Origin of the sequence: Yoonia litorea, assembly GCF_900114675.1 — a bacterium.
GTDB classification, from domain to species: Bacteria; Pseudomonadota; Alphaproteobacteria; order Rhodobacterales; family Rhodobacteraceae; genus Yoonia; species Yoonia litorea.
Genome location: NZ_FOZM01000003.1, coordinates 62,552 through 88,520, shown reverse-complemented (window position 1 = coordinate 88,520; position 25,969 = coordinate 62,552). Strand labels below are relative to the sequence as shown.

General features: G+C 58.2%; 24 protein-coding genes. 10 read left to right on the top strand and 14 right to left on the bottom strand.

Annotated elements, in window-relative coordinates:
• Position 1 precedes the first annotated feature (1 nt).
• The 8 genes from msrC to BM316_RS13550 all read left to right on the top strand — a co-directional run bounded on the left by msrC (position 2) and on the right by BM316_RS13550 (position 8,643).
• On the top strand, positions 2-478 hold the full coding sequence (gene msrC / locus BM316_RS13585; RefSeq protein ID WP_090209723.1) for a free L-methionine (R)-S-oxide reductase MsrC: 477 nt from the start codon (positions 2-4) through the stop codon (positions 476-478).
• 77 nt (positions 479-555) lie between these two features.
• Positions 556-1,119: a cupin domain-containing protein gene (locus tag BM316_RS13580; RefSeq protein WP_090209721.1), complete on the top strand. Its 564-nt coding sequence runs from the start codon at positions 556-558 to the stop codon at positions 1,117-1,119.
• A 9-nt stretch (positions 1,120-1,128) separates the two neighbouring features.
• Entirely contained in the window at positions 1,129-1,512 is a 384-nt protein-coding gene (locus BM316_RS13575) for a GFA family protein (RefSeq protein ID WP_090209719.1), read from the top strand.
• Between the two features lie 11 nt (positions 1,513-1,523).
• On the top strand, positions 1,524-3,992 hold the full coding sequence (locus tag BM316_RS13570) for a GcvT family protein (RefSeq protein WP_090209717.1): 2,469 nt from the start codon (positions 1,524-1,526) through the stop codon (positions 3,990-3,992).
• Positions 3,992-4,447, top strand: coding sequence for a pyridoxamine 5'-phosphate oxidase family protein (locus BM316_RS13565; RefSeq protein ID WP_090209715.1), 456 nt, complete (start codon positions 3,992-3,994; stop codon positions 4,445-4,447). Before BM316_RS13570 ends, BM316_RS13565 begins: the two co-directional genes overlap by 1 nt.
• A complete protein-coding gene (locus tag BM316_RS13560) occupies positions 4,444-5,334 on the top strand; it encodes a homocysteine S-methyltransferase family protein (RefSeq protein ID WP_090209713.1) in 891 nt (296 codons plus the stop codon). Before BM316_RS13565 ends, BM316_RS13560 begins: the two co-directional genes overlap by 4 nt.
• 16 nt (positions 5,335-5,350) lie before the next feature.
• The gene (locus tag BM316_RS13555) at positions 5,351-7,795 is read left to right on the top strand and encodes a GcvT family protein (protein ID WP_090209711.1); all 2,445 of its coding nucleotides are present in this window, start codon (positions 5,351-5,353) and stop codon (positions 7,793-7,795) included.
• 125 nt (positions 7,796-7,920) lie between these two features.
• The gene (locus BM316_RS13550) at positions 7,921-8,643 is read left to right on the top strand and encodes a porin (RefSeq protein WP_131802594.1); all 723 of its coding nucleotides are present in this window, start codon (positions 7,921-7,923) and stop codon (positions 8,641-8,643) included.
• A gap of 114 nt (positions 8,644-8,757) precedes the next feature.
• Here the strand turns inward: BM316_RS13550 and BM316_RS13545 are convergent, their stop codons facing one another.
• From BM316_RS13545 to BM316_RS13510, 8 genes are all read right to left on the bottom strand, one after another.
• A complete protein-coding gene (locus BM316_RS13545) occupies positions 8,758-10,101 on the bottom strand; it encodes a S41 family peptidase (RefSeq protein ID WP_090209707.1) in 1,344 nt (447 codons plus the stop codon).
• Between the two features lie 13 nt (positions 10,102-10,114).
• Positions 10,115-11,146, bottom strand: a complete 1,032-nt coding sequence (locus BM316_RS13540) for a murein hydrolase activator EnvC family protein (protein ID WP_242649910.1) — start codon at positions 11,144-11,146, stop codon at positions 10,115-10,117.
• A 38-nt stretch (positions 11,147-11,184) separates the two neighbouring features.
• Positions 11,185-12,699, bottom strand: a complete 1,515-nt coding sequence (gene gpmI, locus BM316_RS13535; RefSeq protein ID WP_090209703.1) for a 2,3-bisphosphoglycerate-independent phosphoglycerate mutase — start codon at positions 12,697-12,699, stop codon at positions 11,185-11,187.
• 105 nt (positions 12,700-12,804) lie between these two features.
• Positions 12,805-13,275: a 23S rRNA (pseudouridine(1915)-N(3))-methyltransferase RlmH gene (rlmH, locus tag BM316_RS13530; RefSeq protein ID WP_090209699.1), complete on the bottom strand. Its 471-nt coding sequence runs from the start codon at positions 13,273-13,275 to the stop codon at positions 12,805-12,807.
• Entirely contained in the window at positions 13,275-13,730 is a 456-nt protein-coding gene (gene rsfS, locus BM316_RS13525; RefSeq protein WP_090210379.1) for a ribosome silencing factor, read from the bottom strand. Before rsfS ends, rlmH begins: the two co-directional genes overlap by 1 nt.
• A 104-nt stretch (positions 13,731-13,834) precedes the next feature.
• Complete coding sequence (locus BM316_RS13520) at positions 13,835-14,860, bottom strand: zinc-binding dehydrogenase (RefSeq protein WP_090209697.1); 1,026 nt, start codon at positions 14,858-14,860, stop codon at positions 13,835-13,837.
• 12 nt (positions 14,861-14,872) lie between these two features.
• Complete coding sequence (gene xth / locus BM316_RS13515; protein ID WP_090209694.1) at positions 14,873-15,661, bottom strand: exodeoxyribonuclease III; 789 nt, start codon at positions 15,659-15,661, stop codon at positions 14,873-14,875.
• Between the two features lie 18 nt (positions 15,662-15,679).
• Positions 15,680-16,669: an asparaginase gene (locus BM316_RS13510; protein ID WP_090209693.1), complete on the bottom strand. Its 990-nt coding sequence runs from the start codon at positions 16,667-16,669 to the stop codon at positions 15,680-15,682.
• A 198-nt stretch (positions 16,670-16,867) separates the two neighbouring features.
• Here BM316_RS13510 and BM316_RS13505 point away from each other — a divergent pair, with 198 nt between their 5' ends.
• Together BM316_RS13505 and rlmN are read left to right on the top strand one after the other, a co-directional pair.
• Positions 16,868-17,398 (top strand): invasion associated locus B family protein, encoded by a 531-nt coding sequence (locus BM316_RS13505; protein ID WP_090209691.1) that lies wholly within the window; start codon positions 16,868-16,870, stop codon positions 17,396-17,398.
• A 97-nt stretch (positions 17,399-17,495) separates the two neighbouring features.
• On the top strand, positions 17,496-18,671 hold the full coding sequence (gene rlmN, locus BM316_RS13500) for a dual-specificity RNA methyltransferase RlmN (protein WP_090209689.1): 1,176 nt from the start codon (positions 17,496-17,498) through the stop codon (positions 18,669-18,671).
• Between the two features lie 38 nt (positions 18,672-18,709).
• On the opposite strand, the gene BM316_RS13495 is transcribed toward rlmN, so the two are convergent.
• The 6 genes from BM316_RS13495 to BM316_RS13470 are packed head-to-tail and all read right to left on the bottom strand — an operon-like array spanning position 18,710 to position 25,898.
• A complete protein-coding gene (locus tag BM316_RS13495) occupies positions 18,710-19,828 on the bottom strand; it encodes a Gfo/Idh/MocA family protein (RefSeq protein WP_090210377.1) in 1,119 nt (372 codons plus the stop codon).
• A 10-nt stretch (positions 19,829-19,838) separates the two neighbouring features.
• A complete protein-coding gene (locus BM316_RS13490; RefSeq protein ID WP_090209686.1) occupies positions 19,839-20,585 on the bottom strand; it encodes a sugar phosphate isomerase/epimerase family protein in 747 nt (248 codons plus the stop codon).
• Between the two features lie 15 nt (positions 20,586-20,600).
• Positions 20,601-22,970: a beta-mannosidase gene (locus BM316_RS13485; protein ID WP_165606598.1), complete on the bottom strand. Its 2,370-nt coding sequence runs from the start codon at positions 22,968-22,970 to the stop codon at positions 20,601-20,603.
• A complete protein-coding gene (locus BM316_RS13480) occupies positions 22,967-24,046 on the bottom strand; it encodes an ABC transporter ATP-binding protein (protein ID WP_090209684.1) in 1,080 nt (359 codons plus the stop codon). Before BM316_RS13480 ends, BM316_RS13485 begins: the two co-directional genes overlap by 4 nt.
• Positions 24,047-24,049: 3 nt before the next feature.
• Complete coding sequence (locus BM316_RS13475; protein ID WP_090209682.1) at positions 24,050-24,976, bottom strand: carbohydrate ABC transporter permease; 927 nt, start codon at positions 24,974-24,976, stop codon at positions 24,050-24,052.
• On the bottom strand, positions 24,969-25,898 hold the full coding sequence (locus tag BM316_RS13470) for a carbohydrate ABC transporter permease (protein ID WP_090209680.1): 930 nt from the start codon (positions 25,896-25,898) through the stop codon (positions 24,969-24,971). Before BM316_RS13470 ends, BM316_RS13475 begins: the two co-directional genes overlap by 8 nt.
• Between the last annotated feature and the right edge of the window lie 71 nt (positions 25,899-25,969).

Below are 25,969 nucleotides of genomic sequence, written 5' to 3'. Positions count from 1 at the left end.
CATGCGCGTCAATTACGATGACCTGTCCAAAACTATCGTCTCGCTGACAGAAGGTGAGGACGACGTCATTTCGCTGATGGCGACGGTGGCTTGCGAGGTCCATCACAGTGACGACCGCTTTGACTGGACAGGCTTCTACCGTGTGACAGGGCCAGAAACGCTTAAGATCGGACCTTATCAAGGCGGACACGGCTGCTTGGTGATTCCCTTTTCGCGGGGGGTCTGCGGGGCCGCCGCCCGCACACAAGAGCCGCAACTGGTGCCTGACGTCGACGCTTTCCCCGGTCACATCGCTTGCGCAAGCAGCACCCGATCAGAGCTTGTGCTGCCAGTTTGCGACAAAAACGGCGACTTGCTGGCCGTTTTTGATATCGACAGCGACCAGCCTGACGCCTTTGACGAAACCGACGTGACAGGCCTCACCTCGATACTGAAATTTGTCTTTGAAATTTCACCAAACGGTGGCAGGCTCTCCTGAAACACACGCCCTCGCTGGCGTGCCAGGGAGGTCAGTGAAGATGCGGGGAAGACCCAACATCATGCTGTTGCAGCGGCATGGGTGAGCGGCTGACCGTCGCGACACTGGGTGCTGACATCCGCAGTCTGCGCAAGTCACGCGGCATGACACTGATTGATTTGGCAACTGCGCTTGGCCGATCAGTTGGATGGCTCAGTCAGGTCGAGCGCGATAAATCGCACCCCTCAATTGCTGATCTTGGTCGGATTTCCAGCCTTCTTGATGTGTCGCTTTCAAGTTTCATGCAGGTTTCAGCAAAGCCCGAAGAAGATGGCATCATTGTGCGCGCAAGCTCGCGCCGCCCAATTGGCAGCCGAACGCCGGGTTTGGTCGAAGGGCTTTTGTCGCCCGACCTGACGGATGACTTCGAGGTGATCCACTCCCGTTTTGAACCGGGTGCAACTTCTGGCGATCCCATCATCCGACAGACACAAGAAGTTGGTTACATCGTTTCAGGTCGTTTTGATCTGAACGTCGGTGGGCGGGCATTCTCTCTCACCGCAGGCGACAGCTTTCGGCTGCGCGGCGAGCTCTTCACTTGGCGCAATCCATCACATGAAACATGCGAGATCATCTGGGTCATCTCGCCACCGGTTTATTGAGGAGCCGACATGATAACAGGTCAATGTGAATGCGGTGCGGTGGCCTATGAAGCCGACAAGATCAGCGAGACAGCCTCGTTCTGTCATTGCACGCAGTGCCGCCGCACGAGCGGGCATTATTGGTCTGCGGTTATGGCCCCGCTTGACGGCTTCCGCCTGACACAAGAGCGCGGGCTTGCATGGTATGCCTCGTCAGACTGGGCCAAGCGCGGGTTCTGCAACGCATGTGGCAGCAGTCTTTTCTACCAGTTGAAAGGAGAGGACGCGATCAACATCGCGGCTGGCACGTTGGATGACAGTTCCGGCGTGAAGCCTGGCAAGCACATCTTCTGCAAGGACCGCGGTCTTTATTACGACCTCCCAAATGACGCCCCGCACATCGAGAAATATTAAGGAGCAACACCATGTCTGATTTCCCAACTTCAGCCCGCGTGGTTATCATTGGCGGTGGTGTTGTCGGTGTCTCGACCCTCTATCACCTTGCCAAGAAAGGCTGGACGGACTGCGTTCTGCTGGAAAAGAACGAACTCACCGCGGGCTCCACTTGGCACGCTGCGGGCAACTGCCCTTCGTTCAGCACCTCTTGGGCGGTGATGAACATGCAGCGCTATTCGCTGGGCCTTTACAAAGGGCTGGCGGAAGAGGTCGATTATCCGATGAGCTACCACGTCACCGGCTCGATCCGGCTGGCGCATAGCAAGGAACGGATGCAGGAATTCGCCCGCGCGATGGGGATGGGCAACTATCAGGGCCTGAACCTGCGTCTACTGAACCCCGAAGAAGCGCAGGAACTGCACCCGTTCCTTGAGACACATGACATCAAGGGCGCGCTCTATGATCCCGACGATGGCGACATCGACCCCGCGCAGCTGACACAGGCTCTGGCCAAAGGTGCCCGCCAGATGGGCGCGAAGGTCGAGCGCTTTTGTGCAGCGACCGGCGTGACCCAGCACCCCAACGGCACATGGACAGTCCATACTGAAAAGGGCGATATCGACTGCGAGATTGTCGTGAACTCTGCCGGCTACTACGCCCAGCGCGTCGGTGAGTGGTTCAAACCCTATGGCGGGCGCACCGTGCCGATGGTCACCATGTCCCACCAGTTCTTTCTGACCGAGGAAATCCCCGAACTGAAGGCATGGACCGAAGAACATGGGCACAAGGTGCCTTTGCTGCGGGATGTGGATGTGTCCTACTACCTGCGGCAGGACAAGCACGGGCTGAACCTTGGCCCTTATGAGCCCAACTGCAAGGCCCATTGGGTGACACCCGATGATCCGATGCCAGAGGACTTCAGCTTCCAGCTTTATCCCGATGATCTGGAGCGGCTTGAGGCGATTATCGAGGACGCGATGGCGCGCGTGCCGATCCTTGGCACATCGGGTGTGGGCCGTGTGATCAACGGCCCGATCCCTTATGCGCCAGACGGTCTGCCGCTGCTGGGGCCGATGCCTGGCGTCAAAAACGCCTTCGAGGCTTGCGTGTTTACCTTTGGCATCACCCAAGGCGGTGGTGCGGGCAAGGTGGCTGCCGAATGGATCGTCGATGGCAAGACCGAGTGGGACATGTGGTCTTGCGATCCGCGCCGCTATACCGATTACACCGATCAAGACTATTGCCACCAGAAAGCGGTCGAGACTTACGGCCACGAATACGGGATGCATTTCCCGCATCACGCATGGCCCGCAGGACGCGACAAGAAACTGTCACCCGTGCACGACCGGATCATCGCCCAAGGCGGGCAGATGGGGGCCTACAACGGGTGGGAGCGCGCCAACTGGTTTGCCAAGGACGGCGACGACACCTCCGAAGAGGCGACGCAGACATGGGACCGCAATGGCCCTTGGCAGCCGCGCATCAAGGAAGAATGCGAGGCGGTGCGCGATGCCGCAGGTCTGCTCGATCTGCCGGGGTTCTCGCGCTTTCGCCTGCAAGGACCCGGCGCGGCAGAGTTCCTGCGTGGGCTTTGCACAGGCGGCATCCCGAAGGTGGGGCGGATCGGCTTGCTCTATTTTGCCGACGATCGCGGACGCATCGTGACCGAGATGTCGGCAATGCGGCTCGATGAGGATTTCTTCTTCCTGATCACCGCTGCTGTGGCCCAGTGGCACGACATGGAGTGGCTGCAAAAGCATCTGCCCGAAGGCGCGGAGTTCACGCTGACAGATGTGACCAAGGAATTCTCGTGCCAGATCCTTTCAGGTCCCAAATCGCGCGAGATCCTTGCCAGCCTCACCGATGCCGACCTGAGCCAGCCTTGGCTGACACACCAGCCTGCAGAACTCGACGGCACATGGGTTCAACTGGTCCGCGTGAGTTTCGCGGGCGAGTTGGGGTGGGAAATCCATTCCAAGGTCGAGGACACCCCCGCCGTCTATGACGCACTGATGCGGGCAGGCACACCGCTGGGGATGAAACCATTCGGTATGTTCGCCCTGAACGCCCTGCGGATGGAAAAGGGCTATCGCGCGTGGAAGGGCGACCTTTCCACCGACTATTCCATGCTGGAAGGCGGACTGGACCGTTTCGTGAAATTCGACAAGCCGCAGGACTTCCCGGGCAAGGCGGCACTTCTGGCCGAAAAGCAGGCGGGGGTGAAAAAGCGCTTTGTCACGCTGACGTTGGACGAGGCCGGACCTTCGGACGCGCCTTATATGTCGACGCTTTGGGTTGGGGATCAGGTTGTAGGCGAAACCACCTCCGGCGCATGGGGCTACCGTGTGAACAAGTCGATTGCACTTGGGATGCTGCGGGCTGACCTTGCCGTGCCAGGTGGCAAGGTCGAGGTGGATATCTACGGCGAACGCTATCCCGCCACGATTGCCGAGGACGCCCCGCTTTGGGATCCCGAGAACGCGCGGATCAAGGCCTGATGCTCACCCAAGCGATGAAAGACCTGATTGCGGCCTTCCCCCTGGGGTTTGTTGCGACAGTCAGGGCGGACGGCGGGCCTGCGGTCTCGCCCAAGGGGACGTTTCTGATCCTTGACGATCAGACACTGGTCTTTGGCGATATCCGCTCGCCCAAGACCCGGGCCAACCTGAGCGCGGACCCGCGTGTCGAGGTGAACTTCATTGATCCCTTCCGCCGCAAGGCGGTGCGGGTGGCGGGGGCTGCGACGATCCATGCGAAAGGCTCTGACTGGTTCACAGAGATGCATCCCCGCTGGCAGGACGCCTTTGGCGACCTTTCGCGCCGGATCGGGGCACTGGTGGAAATCAAACTGGAGTCCGCCAGCGAAATCTGGACCCCGCCCTATGACGACGGCGTGACAGAGGCCGAGATGATCGCGCTCTACAAAGACAAATTCGGAAAGATGTTTCCATGACAGGTATCGTTCTTCTGGATGGCGGGATGGGGCAGGAATTGGTGCATCGTGCGGGGGACCGTCCGACACCGCTTTGGTCCACGCAAATTATGTTCGACCACCCGGGATTGGTCGGCGCGGTGCATGCTGACTACCGCCATGCTGGTGCGACCGTTCACACCACCAACACCTATGCGATCCTGCGGGATCGCTTGGTAGACACGCCGCTTGAGGATGACTTCGAAGCGCTGCACATGGCCGCTGTTCGTGAGGCCGGCGGTCATGGCGTTATCGCGGGGTCTATCGGTCCGCTGCGTGCCTCCTACCGGCCTGACCTGATGCCGCCCCATGACGAGGCAGTCGCGATCTACCAAGAAGTCGTTGGGACCATTGCCCCCCATGTCGATTTGCTGATTGGCGAGACTGTTGCCTCGATCGCGCACGCACAAGCCTTAATTGCTGCAGCGTCCGATTGTGGAAAACCGCTCTGGATTGCGCTGACCGTGGACGATCAGGACGGCACCAAGCTGCGCTCCGGTGAGGCGCTTGCCGATGCCCTGCCCCATCTGGACGGCGCGGCAGCGGTATTGGCAAACTGCTCCTCGCCCGAGGCCATCTCGACCGCGATCAAGGTGCTGGCAGATTGTGGCAAACCGTTTGGAGGATATGCCAACGGGTTCACCAAAATCTCTGATGGTTTTCTGGAAGACAAGCCGACGGTTGACGCGCTGACGGCGCGCAAAGACCTTGGCCCTGACGCCTATGCGGCTTTCGCTATGGACTGGATCGCACAAGGTGCAACCATCGTTGGCGGCTGCTGCGAGGTCGGACCAGCGCATATCGCAAAACTGGCCGAGACAATCACAGCAGCAGGGCACAAGATCGTCGCCCCTCCCCTTTCTGCCTGACCGAAGGATCACGCATATGACCACCCTTCCCGCACACGCCCGCGTCGTCATCATCGGCGGCGGTGTCATCGGTTGCTCTGTCGCCTACCACCTGACGAAGCTGGGATGGTCCGATATCGTACTACTTGAGCGCAAACAGCTCACATCAGGCACGACGTGGCATGCCGCCGGTCTGATCGCACAACTACGGGCCACGGCGAATATGACGCGGCTGGCGAAGTACAGCCAAGAACTCTACGGCAGCCTGGAAGAGGAAACGGGTGTCGCGACGGGCTTCAAACGCGTCGGCTCGATCACCGTGGCCCTGACCGACGAACGCAAGGAAGAGATTTTCCGCTCGGCAGGCATGGCGCGAGCCTTTGGTGTCGAGATCGAGGAGATTTCCCCTGATGAGGTGAAGGCCCGCTATGAACACCTCAACATTGATGACGTGAAGGCCGGGGTTTACCTGCCACTCGACGGTCAGGGTGATCCTGCCAATATCGCCCTGGCGTTGGCCAAGGGCGCGCGGATGCGCGGTGCTGTGGTGGCCGAACGCACGAAGGTCACGGCCATCAACAAGTCTGGCCGCCGTGTGACCTCAGTCGATTGGGCGCAGGGTGACGCAACCGGCACGATGACATGCGACATGATCGTGAACTGCGCGGGCATGTGGGGGCATGAGGTTGGCCGCATGGCGGGCGTGAACGTCCCGCTGCATGCCTGCGAGCATTTCTACATCGTGACCGAAGCCATTCCCGGTCTGCAACAACTGCCCGTGCTGCGCGTGCCTGACGAATGCGCTTACTACAAAGAAGACGCTGGCAAGATGCTGCTCGGCGCGTTTGAACCTAACGCAAAGCCTTGGGCGATGAACGGCATCCCCGAGGATTTCGAGTTCGACCAACTGCCCGAAGACTTCGACCATTTCGAGCCGATCCTCGAGAACGCGGTCAACCGCATGCCGATGCTGGCCGAGGCGGGCATCCATACGTTTTTTAATGGCCCTGAGAGCTTTACCCCCGATGATGCCTATCACCTCGGGCTTGCGTCCGAGATGGATAACGTCTGGGTGGCTGCTGGCTTCAACTCGATCGGCATCCAATCTGCAGGTGGGGCCGGTATGGCGCTCTCGCAATGGATGGATGCAGGCGAAAAACCGTTTGATTTGGGCGATGTGGATATCAACCGGGTGCAGCCGTTTCAGGGCAACAAGACGTATCTGTTCGAGCGCTCGAAAGAGACACTGGGCCTGCTCTATGCCGACCATTTCCCCTATCGCCAGAAGGCCACCGCACGCGGTGTCCGGCGCACGCCCTTCCATCATCATCTGGCGGAACGCGGCGCGGTCTTTGGTGAACTGGCGGGCTGGGAGCGTGCGAACTGGTTCGCGGATGAGGCGCAAAAGCCCGCGTATGAATATTCATGGAAGCGCCAGAATTTCTTTGGCAACGTCGCCCGTGAACTGAACGCGGTCCGCACGAATGTCGGCATGTACGATATGTCCTCCTTCGGCAAGATCAGGGTCGAGGGGCGCGATGCGACCGCTTTCCTCAACTACATCGGTGGCGGCGAATATGACGTGCCGGTGGGCAAGATCGTCTATACCCAGTTCCTCAACAGCCGCGCAGGGATCGAGGCGGATGTGACCGTGACCCGCCTGTCCGAGACCGCCTATCTGGTTGTCACCCCTGCCGCCACGCGCCTTGCTGATCAGACATGGATGGAGCGTTACAAGGGTGACTTCAATGTGGTCATCACCGACGTCACAGCGGGCGAAGCAGTCCTTGCTGTCATGGGCCCGAATGCGCGGAGGCTTCTGGAAAAGGTCTCGCCTGCCGATTTCTCGAACGCCGTGAACCCCTTTGGCACAGCGCAGGAGATCGAGTTGGGGATGGGACTCGCCCGTGTGCACCGCGTGACATACGTTGGCGAATTGGGGTGGGAGGTCTACGCCTCGTCCGATATGGCGGGTCATGTCTTCGAAACGCTCTGGGACGCCGGTCAGGACATGGGGCTCAAGCTTTGCGGGATGCACATGATGGATTGTGGGCGGGCCGAGAAAGGCTTCCGCCACTTCGGCCATGACATCACCTGCGAGGATCACGTGCTTGAGGCGGGTCTTGGCTTTGCCGTCAAGACCGACAAGCCGGATTTCATCGGGCGCGACGCGGTCCTGCGAAAGAAAGAGGAAGGGCTGACCAAGCGGCTTGTGCAGTTCAAACTGACCGACCCCGAACCGCTGCTTTATCACAACGAACCCGTGCTGCGGGACGGCAAGGTGGTCTCGCATCTGACATCCGGCGTCTATGGGCATCACCTTGGTGCGGCATTGGGCATGGCCTATGTGCCTTGCGAAGGCGAGAGCGTGGCCGAGATGCTGGGCAGCACCTACGAGATCGACGTCATGGGAACACAGGTGAAAGCCGAAGCCCAGTTGAAGCCGTTTTATGACCCTGCTGCCGAGCGGGTAAAGGTGTGACCCAAAAGCAAAAGTCGGATGCGGACTGAGAGCTTTGAGTTGTCGTTTCCGTAGCGTCAGCGCTATCCTGCGCTTGCAGCTCATTTTCAGGCTACATCACATTCACCCTCATGCGGGAAACACATATGAAACTCACGACAATGATGACGGCGGCGTCACTTGCCGCACTTCCAGGACTGGCAATCGCGCAAGACATTTCCTTCGCTGGCGCTGAAGCAAGCTTTACAAGCAATCTCGACCAGGAAGACGGTTCCGATTTTAGTTCGAACGTATTCCGTGGCTCGGTCGAAGGCCGCTTGAACGGTCAGTTCATCGGGCAGCTTGATATCGCGAGCCTGAGCTATAGCGGTAGCCCCTCAACTTTCGAGGACTTCACAAGCGCGACGATCCACCTTGGCTATGAAGTATCTCCGGGTCTTGCTGTCGGCGCCTACTATGTGACCGAAAGCTGGAACGGTGGTGACTTCAAATACGAGACAGCAGGCGTTGAAGTAGCCTACGCATCGGGACCCTTTGCCGTTGACGCAGCAACAGGGGCCTATCGTCCAACGAAGAACGACACGTTTGAGACCGACTTCTTGCGGATCGATGCCGCCTACGAAGTGATTGATGGCCTTGATCTGGTCGTGGACTTCACGACCTATTCCGACAATTTCGACACTGAGCTCAACATCATCAGCTACGGTGCACGCTATACGCTCGACCAAGGCCTTTACGGTGAGGTGTCTTGGACGACCACTTCAGGTGACGCAGAGTTCGATACGCTCAGCGTAGAGGTCGGTTATGCGTTCGAGGGTGGGACGACCTTCAAGCCCCGCGACTGGGCCAGCTTCGTCACGCTCTACTAATCATCTCAGCAAGGCGGCAGGTCGGGGAAACTGCGTCACTGCCGCCATGCCATTTTCAGCATTGCATTCAGCGAGACTGAATGGACCCCTCCCGCAACGCAGGAGGGGTTTTTCTTAGTCGTTAACCGCGAGAGGCCCAAGCGCGTTCAGGCCTTTGAGGATATCAATTGCATAGGCCAACTGATAATCCTGCTCGCGCAGTTCAGCAGCGGCCTCAGCTCTGGCACGCTCTTCTTCGATCTGCTCAAGCTGATCTTCAGAAAGGCTGTCGTTTTCGAGCGAACCACGCAGTCCAGCTTCGGAACGCTGACGGCGCTCTTCCTCTTCTTCGGCAGTCTCATCATCAACGGGGCGTGGTTGTTCCACGATGATATCAGGTGAAATGCCCAGCGCCTGAATAGACCGGCCCGACGGGGTATAGTACCGCGCGGTGGTCAGACGCATCGCGCCATCGTCATCAAGCGGGATCACGGTCTGGACCGAACCTTTACCAAAGGAGTTGGTGCCAACCACGATACCACGGCGATGATCCTGCAATGCACCTGCGACGATCTCAGAAGCCGAGGCCGATCCACCATTGATCAAAACAACAATTGGCTTGCCTTCGGCCAGATCCCCCGGTGTGGCGTTGAACCGATCACCGTCAGAGGCAAGACGCCCCCGTGTTGAGACGATTTCGCCTGCATCGAGGAATGCGTCTGAGACATAGACAGCCTGGCTCAGCAAACCACCGGGGTTGTTGCGCAAGTCAAGGATCAAGCCATCCACATTGTCCCAGCCGCCCGCTTCTTCGACCTGCTCTGTGATGCCGTCACGCAGGTTCGGGAACGTCTGTTCGTTAAAGGTGGTTACACGAAGAACGACGGCACGACCCTCCGTCCGGCTCCGTACGGCAGTCAGTTTGATCGTGTCGCGGATCAACGAGACGTCAAATGGCTCAACCTCGCCTTCGCGAACCACGGTGATCACGATCTCTGCGCCGACAGGGCCGCGCATTAGCTGCACCGCTTCATCGAGCGTCAGGCCAAGCACGCTTTCACCGTCAACTGCCGTGATATAGTCGCCAGCAAGAATTCCGGCCGCATCCGCAGGTGTGCCGTCCATCGGGGCCACCACCTTGACCCAACCTTCTTCCTGCGTCACCTCGATGCCCAGGCCGCCGAACTCACCTGATGTGCTGACGCGCATCCGGCGGGCATCATCAGGCGAAAGATAGCTTGAGTGCGGGTCCAGCGACCGCAACATTCCGTCGATAGCCGATTCAATGAGTTGGGCGTCATCCACTTCTTCGACATAGCTCGAGCGGATACGTTCGAAAATATCTCCAAAGAGGTCCAACTGCTCATAAACACTGGCGTTCGATGCGTTTTCCTGCGCAACCAATGGCCCGGCAATCTGGCTGGTCGCCACAAGCCCCAAGATGGCGCCACCTACGGCGGCAAGAACTGTATTTCTCATCAATATTCCTCGTCTATTCCAGCGCGAACCAGCGGTCCGTTTGCACGGCACTCTGCCCCTCTCGTACCTCAAGATAAAGGCTTTGGGCCCGTTGACCCACCGCCAGTCCAAGATTCTCGGTCAAAATCCCGTCATCATAAGTCTGTTTGTCAGGCAGCAGCCCCAGTGGCGCATCTGCCGGAAGGATCTGACCGGCCGATGCCAAGACTTCTTCAAGCCCCGCAATGACAAATAGAACGTCTGGCGCGGGTTCAAGAATGACGATGTTTCCGTAGTCCAGCAGCGGGCCATCAAAGAGCACAGTTGCGGCCACCGGCGTGGTGACAAGTGCGCGTGGGGGTGCCGCGATCCGCACGCCGGGACGCCCACTGCCGTCAGTTGGCAGGATAATCCCGGCGACCGGCAGCGGAAGATTTCCCGCAGGCTCCAGAACTTGGACAGGGTCCGGGCGGGTCTGCGCAAGCCTGTCAGCAAACGCTGCCAGGTTTTCCGCACTCTGGGCCAGCGCGGCCACCTCTGCGTCATTGTCTTCAAAACTGAACGGCAACGATTGATCTGCATCCATCGCCAAGGCGAGCGAGCGGCGTGCTGCGGTGATCTGATCCAACCCTGACTGAAGGCGCTCTGACACTTCGCGCTGTTCGGCACGCAGTTCTTGTTGGGATTGCAGCATCCCGGCAACTTCAGCGGCCTCGGCTTCAAGGACTGGCGCGATATCAGCCAGCAACATGCCTGCACGGATCGAGGCGAGCGGCCCACCTGGGTGCGCTTGTCTGACCGCTTCTGACGAACGGCTGATGGTTGTCAGCATGGCCACGAGGTCGGCGATACGCGCCTCTTGCGCGGCCAAGTCTTCGGAAAGGGCAATCTCTTGCAAGCCAACGTCGCGCTCCGCGGCTCGGATCATCTTTAACCCAGCCTCAAAGGCCAGCACAGCACCCGTAAGCGCCGCAATCCTGTCCTCTGCGGTGTCTGCGCGTTGCAGTTGCTCTTGAGCGTTATTGAGCGCCGCAATGGCATCTCGCGAGGTCTCTTGCGCCTGCACGGCGCTGCATAAACACAGAAGAATTATGGCAAGCCGTATCATTGGCGGATCAAAGTACGGCCCGTCATTTCTTCCGGCAATTCCAGCCCCATCAAATCCAGAACAGTCGGCGCGAGGTCCGCCAACCGGCCATCGCGCAACTGTGCGCCATCCGGCCCGCCAACCAAAGCCACAGGGACAGGGTTGAGCGTATGCGCGGTATGCGCGCCCCCTGTTTCGGGATCGATCATGGTTTCACAGTTGCCATGGTCTGCCGTGACGATCATGGCGCCGCCAGCTTTTTCCAAGGCTGCCAGCACAGCGCCGAGCCCGTCGTCGACGGCTTCGCAGGCCTTGATCCCAGCATCAAGGTCACCTGTGTGCCCCACCATGTCTGGATTGGCGAAATTTGTCACGATCAGGTCGTAGCCCTCTTCGATGGCCCAAACAAACTTCTCTGTGACTTCAGCGGCGGACATCTCCGGCTGAAGGTCATATGTCGCCACGTCGGGTGACTTCGGCATGTAACGGTCTTCTCCTTCGGCAGGCGTCTCGATCCCGCCATTGAGGAAGAATGTCACGTGCGGATACTTCTCGGTCTCGGCAAGACGGAACTGGCGAAGCCCGTGTTTTGCCACCCAAGCGCCGAGAGTGTTCTGGATATCGCGCTTGGGAAAGACGGTAGAGAACCAGTCATCATGCTTATCCGAATAGCTGACCATTCCCAAAAGGGCGGCTGTCTTTGGCTGCTCACGCTCAAATCCGTCGAATGCGGGGTCAGCAATCGCCGCCAGGATCTCGCGGGCGCGGTCGGACCGGAAGTTGAGACAAAAGAAACCGTCTGCATCCGCAAAGCCGTCATATTCGCCAATCACCGTTGCGGGTATGAACTCATCGGTCTTGCCCGCGTCATAAGCTGCATCAATTGCCGCCAGCGGATCGTCAGCAGCCTCGCCTTTGCCACAGATTATCGCCTGATAAGCCCGTTCAACGCGATCCCATCTGTTGTCACGGTCCATAGCAAAATAGCGGCCAATTACCGTCCCGACGACGACCCCCTCGGGTAATGCTGCCACCATCGGCGCGAGAAATTCCTTCGCCGATGAGGGCGCCACGTCACGGCCATCTGTAATTGCGTGAATGATAACCGGAACATCAGCATCCGCGAGCGCCTTGCTTGCGGCGATGATGTGGTCCACGTGTCCGTGCACGCCACCGTCAGAGACGACGCCCATCAAATGCGCGCGGCCGCCGCTCTCTTTCATATTTGTTATGAAATGCTCCAACGCATCGGCCTTGAAAAAGCTGCCGTCCTCGATCGCCATTTCGATCTGGCCCAGATCCATCGCAACGACACGACCCGCGCCAATGTTTGTGTGACCCACCTCAGAATTCCCCATCTGGCCAGATGGCAGGCCAGCGTCATTGCCATGTGTCAGCAACTGAGCATTGGGCCCTTGCATGATCGCATCGAAATTCGGTGTTTTGGCAAGCTTGGGCGCATTGCCTTCGCTTTCCTCGCGCAGGCCCCAGCCATCAAGGATGCACAGAACAACAGGTTTTGGTGCGGACATTGTTTTCAACCTCTTTGTGGACCAGCAATGTCTAACGCAGGGCCGGTGCGAGGAAAACCATCCGCGCGTTTCAACTTTGCCAAATTATCGCTGCGAGAGGCGGAATCACGCCCGATGGTAAGGCCCGCCTGCCAGAATCGACGCGGCGCGGTAGAGCTGCTCTGCCAGCATTACGCGGACAAGCATATGCGGCCATACCATTTTTCCAAAGCTCAGGGAAGCATCCGCCCGGGCGCGCAAACCGGGATCGATGCCGTCCGCGCCGCCAATCACAAAGCAAAGATCCTGACGCCCCTGATCGCGCCATTTTGCCAGAAGTGCTGCAAAGTCTGGCGAGGACATCACTTTCCCGCGCTCATCGAGGGTGCAGATCAAAGCACCGTCAGGAACCGCGCGGGACAGCAGGTCGGCTTCGGCAGACATGCCGCCGCCCTTTTTGTCCTCGACCTCGATCAGTTGTGCCGGACCCAAGGCAAGCGCCCTGCCGGTCCGGTCAAACCGGTTCAGGTAGTCGTCGTAAAGCTCGCGCTCGGGGCCTTTTCGCAAGCGCCCCACCGCGCAAATCTGCACGCGCATCAGCGCGCAGCAGCAACCCCTGGCTGCCACATCTTTTCAAGTTGATAGAATTCGCGCACTTCCGGACGGAAGATGTGCACGATCACATCACCTGTGTCGATCAGCACCCAGTCACCGGCTTCCTTGCCTTCGGTCTTTGATATGACACCAAAGTCCTGCTTGAGCCGGTCTGCCAGTTTTTCAGCCATTGCTGTCACCTGACGGGTCGACCGTCCGGACGCAATCACCATATAGTCACCCATTTCTGACCGGCCACGCAGATTGATCTGCACGATGTCTTCGCCTTTGTCATCATCAAGTGATTTGAGAATTGCCGCAAGCAGCGTCTCGCTGTCTGCGATTTGTGGAGCACTCATTACGTCCGCTCCGGTGTTGGCTGACGTCGCAGCCATAGAAGATAGAGACAGTTCATTGTCCTCCTTAAGACGCGCCGATCCAACCCCGACGCTGGGCATGATCTGAAAATAGCAACCGAAGGTCCGCTTTTCAACAAATCGCTCATCACAAAGACCCGCATCGCGGATTGACGCTGACACCGACGCAAATCGCGCGCATCAATCTATTTCCGCGGATCAATGAACACCTTGCCGTCGCGCGCAGCCAACGCCGCTGGAAGGCGTGCCATCGCATCAGCCAACGGCACGATATCGGTCACGTCAGGGGTCCATTTCCCTTCTGTGAACCGTGACTGGATCTCAACGAAGGCGGCCCTGACACGCTCCGGTCCGACCTGTTTCATCCAACGCGTCAGCCAGAAGCCTTCAATCCGCTTGTTCATGAAAATCAGTTGGCCCAATTCGGTGAGCTTCGGCGCATCGGTCGCCAGCTTGCCGTAGTTCACCCAGGTTGCATGGCGCGGCATGGCAAAGAAAAGATCAGCGGCAAACTGGTCGCCGACGGCATCAAGCAGGACTGCCGGAGAGAGATTGCGGAAAGTGGTCTTTGCCTCCTCAAGGGCATCCGGTGCTGTCGACACGATGACCTTTGCAGCGCCGAGGTCTTTGAGCATTTCAACCTGTTCCTCGCGCCTGACAATGGCAATCGGTGCAACGCCGTTGTCCTTGCCAAGCCCGATCAGATATTTGCCCAATTGTGATCCGGCTGCGTTGAGAACAAAGCTTTCCGCGCGGCTTTCCTTTACCAGATCGAACATGGCGATTGCGCTCAGCGGGTTGACCAGTTGGCTCGCCGCTGCAACCTCCGAAAGATCAGGCCTGCACGGGACGAGGCCGGTCACATCGGTCAACGCGAACTCGGACCACGCGCCTGATGCGGTTGCAAAAAAGCTGACCCGGTGCCCCAGCAACGGAGTGTCGCCAGCGACCACCTCGCCCACACCTTCAAAACCAGCAGGGACGCCCTTCTTGCGCGGCTGGCCGTATTCCCCTTTGATGAAATGAATGTCGGATGGATTGACTGCCGCCAGATCGACCTTGATCAAGGCCTGCCCTTTGCCGACTTCAGGTACTGAGATCGTTGCGTAACGCAGAAAGGGCGTCAGATCATCGATCTGCGGGCCCGTCTGGGTGCTCGCATAGCCGTCGTGCAATTGCACCAAGGCCTGCATCGTCTGTGGGATCGTCATGGCGGACCTCAATTACAAATCAAATGTCGCAAAGACGGGCGCATGGTCACTGGGTTGTTCCCAGCCGCGCGCATCCCGCAGAATGCGGCTGCTGTGTGCTGCATTCTTGATGTCAGGGGTCGCCCAGATGTGATCAAGCCTGCGGCCTTTGTCAGCAGCATCCCAATCCTTTGCCCGATAAGACCACCAGCTATAAAGCCGCCCGTCAGGGATATCGTTGCGCGTCACGTCCGACCACTGCCCTGCCTCCATGACATCGGTGAAATGTGCGACCTCGACGGGTGTATGACTGACCACTTTAAGAAGTTTCTTGTGATCCCAGACATCGTCTTCACGCGGAGCAATGTTCAGATCGCCGACCAGGATGGATTTTTCCGGCCTGTCAGACTGGAAGGCGTCGCGCATTTCGGTCAGATAGTCGAGCTTCTGGCCGAACTTCTCGTTGACGGTGCGGTCGGCCACGTCACCGCCTGCCGGAATGTAGTGGTTATGGATCGTGACACCGTTCTCAAGCCGTGCTGCGATGTGGCGAGCATGACCAAGACTTGCGTAATCCTCTGCACCGGCTTCCTCAATCGGGATGCGCGAGATGATCGCAACGCCATTGTAGCCCTTCTGTCCGCGCGCCACCATGTGGCCGTAACCGAGGTTCTCGAAAACGTCGACCGGGATCTTGTCGACCGGGCTTTTGCATTCCTGCAAGCAAAGCACATCTGGCGCCTCGTCTTGCAGAAGCTTGGCAACGATTCCTGCCCTTAAACGGACAGAGTTGATGTTCCATGTGGCGAGGGTAAACGGCATGAATTCTCTCGGATGATTTTACAGGAGTGCGGACGTCGGGCGCAGGCCGGCAACATCCATACCGCGACGGTTCGGCAGCGGGGCGAACATATGAGCCTTTGTGGCGGGGTGATCGGGGTCAAGCACGCCAAGCTTCACCAGAATCGCAGCAATCGCTGCATTGCTCGCGCGGGTCGCTCCGTCTGTGATTTTCAATGCAATGCCCAGCTTCTTGTCGGGGATGATTGCGGTAAATACACCCTCAGCACCTGTTTTGACGGCAACCTTATGGTCCATCGCACGCATCAGGTCGGTGCAGGCCCGACCTTCACCGGCGACGAGCTCAGGGTAGCTCATCATTGAACGGGCCAGTTTGTCAGCAGCAATACTGCGAATGTCGCTGCGGCCATGTGCCGAGGCAAAGAAGGCCATCGACCGCGCCAGACCGTGCAAAGAAGACGCAAAATTCGGCGCCGAACATCCATCGATGCCGAACCCGGGGCTCGTTTCTTCTGTCACCTCTTCGAAGGCTGCCTTGCAGGCTGTCTGCACAGGATGGTCGACTTCATGGTATTCAGGTCCGGCACCCAGATGTTTGGCCAGCGTCAGAAAACCGGCGTGCTTGCCCGAGCAGTTGTTGTGAACCTGACAGGGCCGACCATAAGCGCGGATGATATCCTCGCGCGCGGCACGGTCATCCGGCATCTGCGGGCCACAACGAAAGTCGTCGTCAGTCAAACCAAGATCGCCCAGCCAAGCGTTCACGCGACGGGTGTGAATGTCAGCGCCATTGTGCGACGCGCAAGCAAGCGCGAGTTGCTCGTCGGTCAGGTCTGCACCAGCCCCGCTTTCCAGCAAGGGCAAGGCCTGAATCATTTTGCACGACGAGCGCGGGAAGATAATGGCTGCCGGATCCCCCCATTGCGCGACGATTTCTCCGCGTTCGTCACACACAACTGCGTGACCCTGATGGACGCATTCCACCATGTCACCGCGCCAAACCTCAACGAAATCAATTGCCGCTGTCATATTTTGCCTTCTTGGAAAGCCCGACGGGATAGTTTAGGCCACCGGCAATCGTGCCAAGGGCTTCCCCCGCCAAGCGGAAATTTGCTAAGCTCTAGGCTATCGAGTTGAACAATGCCCTGCCAGTCGAAAAGCTGCACATCAGATGCAACAGGCAACGGCGCAGGGTTCCAGAGGCAAGGACAGCTTGGAGGCTGTAGAATGATTTTCAAAACTTCGCGTATTCTCGCAATTGGTGCAGCTCTTTTTGCAACCAGCGGCGCAATCGCACAGGAAGACAGCAGCAACCGTGTTGCGGCCAACACTGACTGGAGTGTGTTCGTCGAATCGAATCCCGACGAATGCTGGGCCGTTTCAGCACCCAAAGAGACGGTCAACACACGCGACGGCAACGTCGTCGAAGTGCGCCGCGGCGATATCCGCCTGATCGTCTTTTACCGTCCTTCGGAAAACGTGAACGGTCAGGTGATGTTTACAGGCGGCTATCCTTTCCGCGAAGGATCAACCGTCAGTGTCCAGATCGGTGACAGCAGCTATGAGATGTTCACACAAGGCGAAACAGCATGGCCTGCAACGCCAGAAGATGATGCGCGCTTCGTTGATGCCATGAAACGCGGTGCAAATGCCGTTCTTACCGCTGTTTCAGGGCGCGGCACACAAACGCAAGACACCTTCAGCTTGCTTGGTTTCACAGCCGCCGTGGAAGAAGCGGCACGGCGCTGCAGCAACTAAGACGCAACACAGCTCTGACCTCTGGCGGCGGCTTTCTTGAGAAGGCCGCCGCTTTGTCCTATATGCACAGCTAATTCCGAAAACGACGAGATTCCTCATGGACGCCAAGGCCCCGATCACGCAAGACGTGCTGACAATCCCGCGCAAGCTGTCTGATGGCCCGACCAATCTGGTCGGATTGTCCCGTGAGGCGATGCGCGAAGCCTTGATTGCCGTCGGGACGCCCGAAAAACAGGCCAAGATGCGGGTCGGCCAGATTTGGCAATGGATCTACTATTGGGGCGTGCGCGACTTTGAACAGATGACCAATCTGGCAAAGGACTATCGCGCAAAGCTGGCCGATAACTTCGTGATTGCCCTGCCAGAGGTCGTCACGCGCCAGATTTCCGACGATGGCACGCGCAAGTATCTGGTTCGGATCGCAGGCGGGCATGAGGTCGAGGTCGTCTATATCCCCGAAACGGATCGCGGCACGCTTTGCATTTCGTCTCAGGTTGGATGCACACTGACATGCTCGTTCTGCCATACCGGAACGCAGAAACTGGTTCGTAACCTGACCACAGCCGAGATCGTCGGGCAAATCATGGTTGCGCGCGATGACCTCGGTGAATGGCCGGAGCGAGGCGCGCCAAAGGACGAAACCCGGCTTTTGTCGAATATCGTGCTGATGGGAATGGGCGAACCGCTCTACAACTTTGAAAACGTGCGCGACGCGATGAAGATTGCCATGGACAGCGAGGGGATTTCACTCTCGCGGCGTCGCATCACCTTGTCCACATCAGGAGTGGTCCCTGAGATCGCAAGGACAGCCGAAGAGATCGGCTGCCAGTTGGCAATCTCGTTCCATGCGACAACGGATGAGGTGCGAGACAGGCTGGTTCCTATCAACAAACGCTGGAATATCGCAGAGCTTCTTGATGCGTTGCGGGAATACCCGAAGGTCTCGAACTCGGAGCGGATTACCTTTGAATATGTGATGCTCGATGGTGTGAATGACACCGATGAGGACGCCCATCGCCTGATCAAACTGATTGATGGCATTCCTGCAAAAATCAATCTGATTCCCTTCAACGAATGGCCGGGCGCGCCATACAAGCGGTCGTCAAACAACCGGATCAGACGCTTTGCGGATATCATCTACAAAGCTGGCTATGCATCACCGATCCGCACCCCGCGCGGAGAAGACATCATGGCCGCCTGTGGCCAGTTGAAGTCGGCCACAGAACGCGCGCGCAAGTCAAAAGCCCAGATCGCACAGGAAGCAGGCCTCTGACGGAACCCTTCCCCAAGGTCTGCGCCTACATGAGAAGATCAGGCAAGCAGTGCCATTGCATCTTCGGGTGAAAACGCCGTGGGACGCTCGCATGTCGTCGTCATGTCCACGAAGCGCCGTTCCGCGCCTGAGCGCAAAATGCCTGTCATGACGTCAACAACATGGACAGCAAGATCAATGTTGCAACGGTTTTGTCTGCCCTCAGCAATCGCCATAGCCATGTCAGCCAAACCCGCGCAACGGTAATTGGCACGTGTTTCCTGATTGGGTTTGCCAAACGGATGGTCCCATGATGGCACGTGCGCAATGTCTTGGCCCGGTTTGCCGATCTCGACATCGCCGCCAAAGAAATTCGGGTCCGGCACAAAGACGGAACCGTTTTCACCGTAAAGCTCCATATTGGCGTGGCGATGGGCCCAGACATCCCAGCTTGCGCCCAACGTCACCGTCGCTCCATTGGCAAATTCCAGAAGGGCATGAATGTTCGTAGGCGTGTCGACAGGGACCATTTCACCCTTGCGCGCCCCACTGCCGATTGTGCGTGTCGGGAAGGTCGCTGTGGCCAGCGCTGACACCGACTTTACCGGTCCGACGAGATTGATCAGATTGGTTATGTAGTAAGGCCCCATGTCGAGAACCGGTCCACCCCCGGGTTGGAAGAAGAAATCCGGATTGGGATGCCAGTCTTCCATGCCGTGGCCCATGATGTGGCAAGTGCCGCCGATGATCTTTCCCACATCGCCTGCATCGATGAGGGCGCGCGCCTGCTGATGCGCACCACCCAGAAACGTATCAGGTGCCGATCCGACATAGAGCCCCTTGGCTGCCGCCAAGGCGCGCAGTTCCTCACCTTCCTGCAGGCTCAGGACAAGCGGTTTTTCCGAATAGGCGTGTTTGCCAGCCTCCAAAATGCGCTTGGTGACGGCGAAATGGACCTCCGGGATCGTCAGATTGACGATCACGTCGATGTCCGGTGCCCGCAGCAAATCTTCGACCGTCTCGGCACGCAGGGCATATTCGGCGGCTCTGGCGCGCGCCGTTTCCATATTGATGTCCGCAACCGCCCTCAGCTCAAGCGCTTTGAACATCGGTGCGAGCCCGCAATAAGTCGTCGAGATATTGCCGCATCCAATGATGCCGATACCCAGTTTTGTCATCATCAATGTCCTAGAGTGATTGCAGGGTCGCAAAGCTGCGCGACGCGAACCTCTGGTGGTCTTTGGGGTTGTCGTGTTCGATCACGTAATGATCAACGCCAGCGTCCTTGAGCGTGGCGTGGATTGCGGACCAATCAATCACGCCATGGCCCACGTCAGCCCAGCCATCCTCATCTGCGCAATCCCCCTCAGGCGCCACGTCTTTGATATGCGCGGTCGCGATCTTTCCGGCGTATTTCGCGATTGTCGCGAGGGGATCATGTCCGGCGCGTTGCACCCAGCCAAGATCAAGTTCAAGCAGCAGACCCGGATCAGCGGATGCGATGATATCCATCGGTAAATCGCCCTCGGGTGTCGTAACGAATTCAAAGTCATGGTTGTGCCAGCCATAGACGAAACCTGCCTCCCGCAAGGGTTTTCCTGCCACGACAAGCCTGTCTGCAAATGCCTGCCAACCGTCTGAATTCACAGGGCGATCTTCGGCAGCGAGATAGGGCACATAGGCCTTCTTCACGCCGAGTTCGCCCAGCAAGGCGATTGTCCCATCGGGATCACTTTCAAGCAAATCGAGACCGACATGGCAGCTCGGCATCGTTAGGCCAGATGACGCCAAGGCGGACTTCAGCTCGGTCGGATCATCAAGCAACGCGCCGTAGCCCTCGACCGCGGATATGCCGACGTCCGACAGCATCTGCAGCGTTTCAGCCAAGGGCGGGAAATTCCGGGAACAGTAAAGCTGATAGGCTATCTGCGTCATGGTGACATCCTTTCGTCAGGAATAGGTCGCGCTGTGCAGATCGCGCAGCGTGAACTTTGGTTGCGTTTGGTGAGTGGCCGTAAAGCGGATGGTCCGGCTTTCGCCGGGCAAAAGAAGAAGCGCGTTCTGATCAAAGCGTCCGGGGCAATCAGCCTCGACCGACGCAAATAGCGACAGGCCCCCGGCCGTGACTGTCAGTCTGCTTTCGCTCGTTGTCAGGGTCAGGTCGGACGGTTGCAGATCATAGCTCTTGTAAGGGCGCGGGGCAAAGTGGTCAGCCATCTCTTGGCCGTCAGGCCCAATCCAGCGGAAGTAGAGCATCTCTTGCGGATCAAGATCACTGATGGCGACGCGACAAAGCGGCTCTGCGCTTTGCCCGATTGTCGCGGTAGCTTCTGTCAGCGGGCGAAGGCTTCCATCCATCGACAGCGCGCTGACGCTGAGTTTGACCTCGCCGGTTGCGCCGTCATTGACGCCGACAAAGCTGATCTCATCACCGTCCGGCACGGCGGCGACGATCACGGGCGCGTAGAAGTCGCGGGCCATGTGGTGCAGCAGCTTCCAGTCGCCTCCGTAGTTCAGCGACGCCCACGAGCAGACGGGCCATGTGTCGTTGAGTTGCCAGTAGAGCGTGCCCATGCAATGGGGCTTCAGACTGCGCCAATGCGTGACCGCAGTCTTGATCGCCAGCGCCTGCTGCACCTGAGAAAGATAAACAAAATCAGGGAATTGCGTGGGCCAGCGGAAATAGCGGAACATGGTTTCGGCGATGCGGGCGTTGCCGCCTGCGTTTTTCTGATGCGCTTCCAGCACGGGGGCGGCGATGTTTTGATCCTCGGGCGCGGCGAAGCTGCCAACCGTCGTCATGGACGGGTAGCTTTGAAATCCGAACTCGGAACAAAAGCGCGGGGCAACGTCGCGGTAGTGATCAAAATCGCGGCCTTCGTGCCAGACCGACCAGAAGTGCATGTCGCCTGATCCGTCATTGTGCCAGGTGTCAGCAAATTTGAGCGGACCGGCGCAAGGTGACGATGGCCACCAGTTCGCTTCGGGGTCGGTTGCAAGCAGCGCATCCTCGAGTGTGCGGTTCAGCCGGTCATAGTTTGCCAGATAGCGATCACGGTCGGCGCGCGTTTGCTCAAACCACGTGAGCGCGCCGACAAGTTCATTGTCCCCGCACCAGAGCGCGAGGCACGCATGATGTTGTAATCTTTGCACATTTTCGACGGCCTCTGCCCGCACGTTCGCCAGATACGCACGGTCGGACGGGTAGATGTTGCAGGCGAACATGAAGTCCTGCCAGACCATCAGACCCAGCTCATCACAGAGATCATAGAACCAGTCAGCCTCGTAGCGACCGCCGCCCCAGACGCGGATCATGTTCATGTTGGCGTCGACCGCAGATTGCAGCAGATCGCGTGTTTTTTCAGGCGAAATCCGGCCCGCCAGAGCATCGGCGGGGATCCAGTTTGCGCCTTTTGCAAAGACATCGCGGCCATTGACGCGGACCTTGAAGCCAAGGCCGGCGGCGTCTTTTTCGGTCACCAGCTCCATTGTGCGCAGGCCGATTTTGCGCGTGGTTTCGACCCCATCTGCGCTCAGCCTAAGGTCGTAAAGTGGCTGGGTGCCCTGCCCTGCGGGCCACCACAAATCAGGTGTCACAAGCTGTACACTGGCTGTACACAGACCGTACACAGGCTGTGCATACACCGTATGCCCTGCGATCTCGCATTTAAGATCGCCATCGGCGTCGCTGACCTGCGCCGTGATGCGCAATGTGACCCCGTCAGGACCATGATCCTGATGGACCATGACACTCTCAATGCGAGGGGTCTTTGACGCTTCGATCCGCGTATCGCCATAGACCCCGAAAGGGGCCAAGGCGATGTTCCAGTCCCAGCCGTAGTCGCATTGCGGTTTGCGCAAGAGATTCACGTTGGGGATCGGATTGTTGCTTTCCTGATATGGCAGATAGAAGGGCTGACTGGCCTGAAGCTCTGCGGCATGGGCAATCGAATTCTTGAAGGTGAGGGTGACCTCGTTTTCACCGACCTTGGCCACCTTCCCCAAGGGGATGCGCCAGCTGCGAAACGCATTGTCGCAGGTAAAGACCAGATGGCCATTCACGCGCACCTCAACAATCGTGTCCACGCCAGAGAGGACAAGCGCAACATCGGTGCAGTCGAGCGTGACAATGCGCGTGGCGGACCAATCGCGTTCGGCGATCCAGCGCAGGTCATATTCGTTCCGCCCCCAATAAGGATCGGGGATCAGGCCCGCATCGTGGAGGGCCGTGATCCCGTCGGTTGGCAATGATATGGGACAGGTGAATTTCCCGCTTTCATCCGAAAGCGTCCATTCACCTGCCAGATCAATTGATGTCACAGACGGTCCTCGGTCGCTTTGTCAAAGAGCGACGCCCGAGATGTATCAATCCCGATCTCAAGCGTCTGTCCCGCTTTCACCACTGCCTGCCCATCCATACGGATGCGGAAAGGATGTTTTCCGAGCTTTGCATAGACCAGCGTGTCCGATCCCATCGGCTCCACCAGATCGATATCGACCTGATATTGCAGCGGCAGGTTCTTGACCAATTCGCCGGTGACGACATGCTCTGGCCGGATGCCGATGACGACAGGGCGGTCGCTTGGTTGGGCCTCGACGAATTCGTAACCGTCCATCGGCATGACCATATCATCGACCTTGAAGGTGCCGCCTTCCAGATGCCCTTCGAGGAAGTTCATCGAAGGCGATCCAATGAAGTCGGCCACATATAGGTTGCGTGGCTTGTTGTAGATTTCATCTGGGCTGGAAAGCTGCATGATCTTGCCGCCTTTCATGATCGCGATGCGGTCGGCCAAGGTCATCGCCTCGACCTGATCATGGGTCACATAGATCATGGTGTTCTGCAACTGGTTGTGCAGCCGCTTGAGTTCGACCCGCAGATCGACACGCAGTTTTGCATCAAGGTTGGAGAGCGGTTCATCAAAGAGGAACACATCCACGTCCCGCACCAGCGCGCGGCCAATGGCGACACGCTGCCGCTGGCCGCCGGACAGAGCGCCCGGTTTGCGGTCAAGCAAGGGTTCGATCTGCAGGATTTCAGCCGCGCGTGCGACGCGCTTGTCGATTTCGGCCTTTGGCACTTTGGCGTTCTTCAGACCAAACGAGAGGTTCCCGCGCACCGTCATCTGCGGATAAAGCGCATAGGACTGGAACACCATGCCGATGCCGCGCTCTGACGGTTCTGCCCAGGTGACGTTGTTGCCCTTGATGAAGATCTGGCCATCGGTAACTTCCAAAAGCCCCGCAATACAGTTCAGCAGGGTGGACTTGCCGCAACCCGAAGAGCCGAGCAAGACAAGAAATTCCCCTTCGTTGATATTCAGATCAAGGTTTTGCAGCACCTTGACCGGTCCGAACTCAAGATCGAGTTTTTTGATTTCTACAGAATGAGACATGGATCAGCCTTTCACAGCACCAGCAGCGATGCCGCGTACAAAGAGTTTGCCAGAGGCGAAGTAGATGACGAGTGGAACAAGGCCGGTCAGCAGCGTGGCTGCCATATTGACGTTGTATTCCTTGACGCCTTGCACCGAGTTCACGATGTTATTGAGCTGGACTGTCATCGGATAGGTTTCAGGTTTGGTATAGATCACACCGAACAGGAAGTCGTTCCAGATGCCCGTCACCTGCAGGATGATGGCCACAACAAAGATCGGCAGCGACATCGGCAACATGATCTGGAAATAGATTTGCCAGAACCGGGCACCGTCCACGCGGGCGGCCTTGAACAGCTCTTCCGGTACGGATGCAAAGTAATTGCGGAAGAGCAGCGTCAGGATCGGCATTCCGAAGACCGTGTGCACCAGCACCAGCCCCCAAAGATCGCCCATCAGGCCGATTTCGCGCAGCATGATCACGATGGGGTAAAGCATCGTCTGATAGGGGATGAAGGCCCCGATGATCAGGATGGTGAAAAACACCTCTGATCCTTTGAACTTCCACAGGCTCAGCGCGTAGCCGTTCACGGACGCCACCGCAATCGAGAGCACCACCGACGGGATCAGGATTTGCACCGAGTTCCAGAAGCCTTTCGACAAACCTGTGCAATCAAGACCCGTGCAGGCTTCGGCCCATGCCTTGACCCACGGCTCGAAGGTGACTTCCAAAGGTGGCCCAAAGACGTTGCCGAGACGGATTTCGGGCATCCCCTTGAGCGAGGTGATGATCATCACGTAAAGCGGCAGCAGGTAGTACATGCCGACGACAATCAACGTGCCGTAAAGGAAGATGTTGTTGCGGCTGAACCGCTTTCTGGGTTTTGGCCCACGTGGGCCGATGACTGTGTTGGCGGCGACTGCGGCGCCGAGTTGATCTACGTTAGCCACGTTTCTTGCCTCCGAATTCAAGGTAGGCCCAAGGGATAAGGATCACCACGACCGAGCAGAGCATCATCGTCGAGGCCGCAAAGCCCTGACCGAGGTTCTGGGCGCGGAACATGTATTCGATCACGTATTTGGCGGGGACTTCGGAACTCAGGCCCGGACCACCACCGGTCTGGGCGACGACAAGGTCGTAAAGCTTGATGATGCCCGAGGCGATCAGCACCAGTGAGGTGATGAAGACAGGGCGCATCATCGGAATGATCACCACGATGTAGGTCTTGATCGTGCCGATGCCGTCAACTTTCGCGGCCTTCCAGATGTCGTCGTCGATGCCGCGCAGACCGGCGAGCATGATGCACATGATCAGTCCGCTGCCCTGCCAGATGCCCGCGATCAGCAGGCCGAACATGACGATATCGGGGTTATTGAGCGGGTCGAAGGCAAAGCTTTCCCAGCCCCAGCTGCGGACAACGTTCTGGATGCCGAAATCAGGGTTCAGAATCCATTGCCACGCTAGGCCCGTCACAACAAAGGACAGCGCGAAGGGATAAAGGAAAATAGTACGAAAGGCGCTCTCAAACCGGATTTTACGATCCAGACAGGCCGCGAGTGTAAATCCGATCAGCAACGTGAGGATCATCGAGCAGACGCCATAAACGGCAAGGTTCTTGATCGAGATGATCCAGCGGTCGGTGCCCCAAAGACGCTCATACTGGTCGAGACCCACAAAATTCTCGCGCGGGAGCATCCGTGAGTTGGTGAATGAATAAACGACTGTCCAAGTGGTGCCGCCAACGAAGACGCAGAGCGCCGTTAGGATCATCGGGATCGAGGCGATCTTTGCGGACAGGTTCTTGAATAAACGTGACGGGCGCTTGGCGCCGCTGGCAACACTTGCGGTTGCCGGATCGTCGACCACTGACATGGCGGTCCCCTCTTTTGGCTATTGATCCGGTCTGGCGCCGGATTTGTCGTCAAAGTTCCAAACGGCCCGCC

Excerpts from the sequence above, each read along its gene's own strand:
- msrC (WP_090209723.1), top strand. The coding sequence starts at position 2 with ATGCGCGTCAATTACGATGACCTGTCCAAAACTATCGTCTCGCTGACA.
- BM316_RS13580 (WP_090209721.1), top strand. The coding sequence starts at position 556 with ATGGGTGAGCGGCTGACCGTCGCGACACTGGGTGCTGACATCCGCAGT.
- BM316_RS13575 (WP_090209719.1), top strand. The coding sequence starts at position 1,129 with ATGATAACAGGTCAATGTGAATGCGGTGCGGTGGCCTATGAAGCCGAC.
- BM316_RS13570 (WP_090209717.1), top strand. The coding sequence starts at position 1,524 with ATGTCTGATTTCCCAACTTCAGCCCGCGTGGTTATCATTGGCGGTGGT.
- BM316_RS13565 (WP_090209715.1), top strand. The coding sequence starts at position 3,992 with ATGCTCACCCAAGCGATGAAAGACCTGATTGCGGCCTTCCCCCTGGGG.
- BM316_RS13560 (WP_090209713.1), top strand. The coding sequence starts at position 4,444 with ATGACAGGTATCGTTCTTCTGGATGGCGGGATGGGGCAGGAATTGGTG.
- BM316_RS13555 (WP_090209711.1), top strand. The coding sequence starts at position 5,351 with ATGACCACCCTTCCCGCACACGCCCGCGTCGTCATCATCGGCGGCGGT.
- BM316_RS13550 (WP_131802594.1), top strand. The coding sequence starts at position 7,921 with ATGAAACTCACGACAATGATGACGGCGGCGTCACTTGCCGCACTTCCA.
- BM316_RS13545 (WP_090209707.1), bottom strand. The coding sequence starts at position 10,101 with ATGAGAAATACAGTTCTTGCCGCCGTAGGTGGCGCCATCTTGGGGCTT.
- gpmI (WP_090209703.1), bottom strand. The coding sequence starts at position 12,699 with ATGTCCGCACCAAAACCTGTTGTTCTGTGCATCCTTGATGGCTGGGGC.
- rlmH (WP_090209699.1), bottom strand. The coding sequence starts at position 13,275 with ATGCGCGTGCAGATTTGCGCGGTGGGGCGCTTGCGAAAAGGCCCCGAG.
- rsfS (WP_090210379.1), bottom strand. The coding sequence starts at position 13,730 with ATGCCCAGCGTCGGGGTTGGATCGGCGCGTCTTAAGGAGGACAATGAA.
- BM316_RS13520 (WP_090209697.1), bottom strand. The coding sequence starts at position 14,860 with ATGACGATCCCACAGACGATGCAGGCCTTGGTGCAATTGCACGACGGC.
- xth (WP_090209694.1), bottom strand. The coding sequence starts at position 15,661 with ATGCCGTTTACCCTCGCCACATGGAACATCAACTCTGTCCGTTTAAGG.
- BM316_RS13510 (WP_090209693.1), bottom strand. The coding sequence starts at position 16,669 with ATGACAGCGGCAATTGATTTCGTTGAGGTTTGGCGCGGTGACATGGTG.
- BM316_RS13505 (WP_090209691.1), top strand. The coding sequence starts at position 16,868 with ATGATTTTCAAAACTTCGCGTATTCTCGCAATTGGTGCAGCTCTTTTT.
- rlmN (WP_090209689.1), top strand. The coding sequence starts at position 17,496 with ATGGACGCCAAGGCCCCGATCACGCAAGACGTGCTGACAATCCCGCGC.
- BM316_RS13495 (WP_090210377.1), bottom strand. The coding sequence starts at position 19,828 with ATGACAAAACTGGGTATCGGCATCATTGGATGCGGCAATATCTCGACG.
- BM316_RS13490 (WP_090209686.1), bottom strand. The coding sequence starts at position 20,585 with ATGACGCAGATAGCCTATCAGCTTTACTGTTCCCGGAATTTCCCGCCC.
- BM316_RS13480 (WP_090209684.1), bottom strand. The coding sequence starts at position 24,046 with ATGTCTCATTCTGTAGAAATCAAAAAACTCGATCTTGAGTTCGGACCG.
- BM316_RS13470 (WP_090209680.1), bottom strand. The coding sequence starts at position 25,898 with ATGTCAGTGGTCGACGATCCGGCAACCGCAAGTGTTGCCAGCGGCGCC.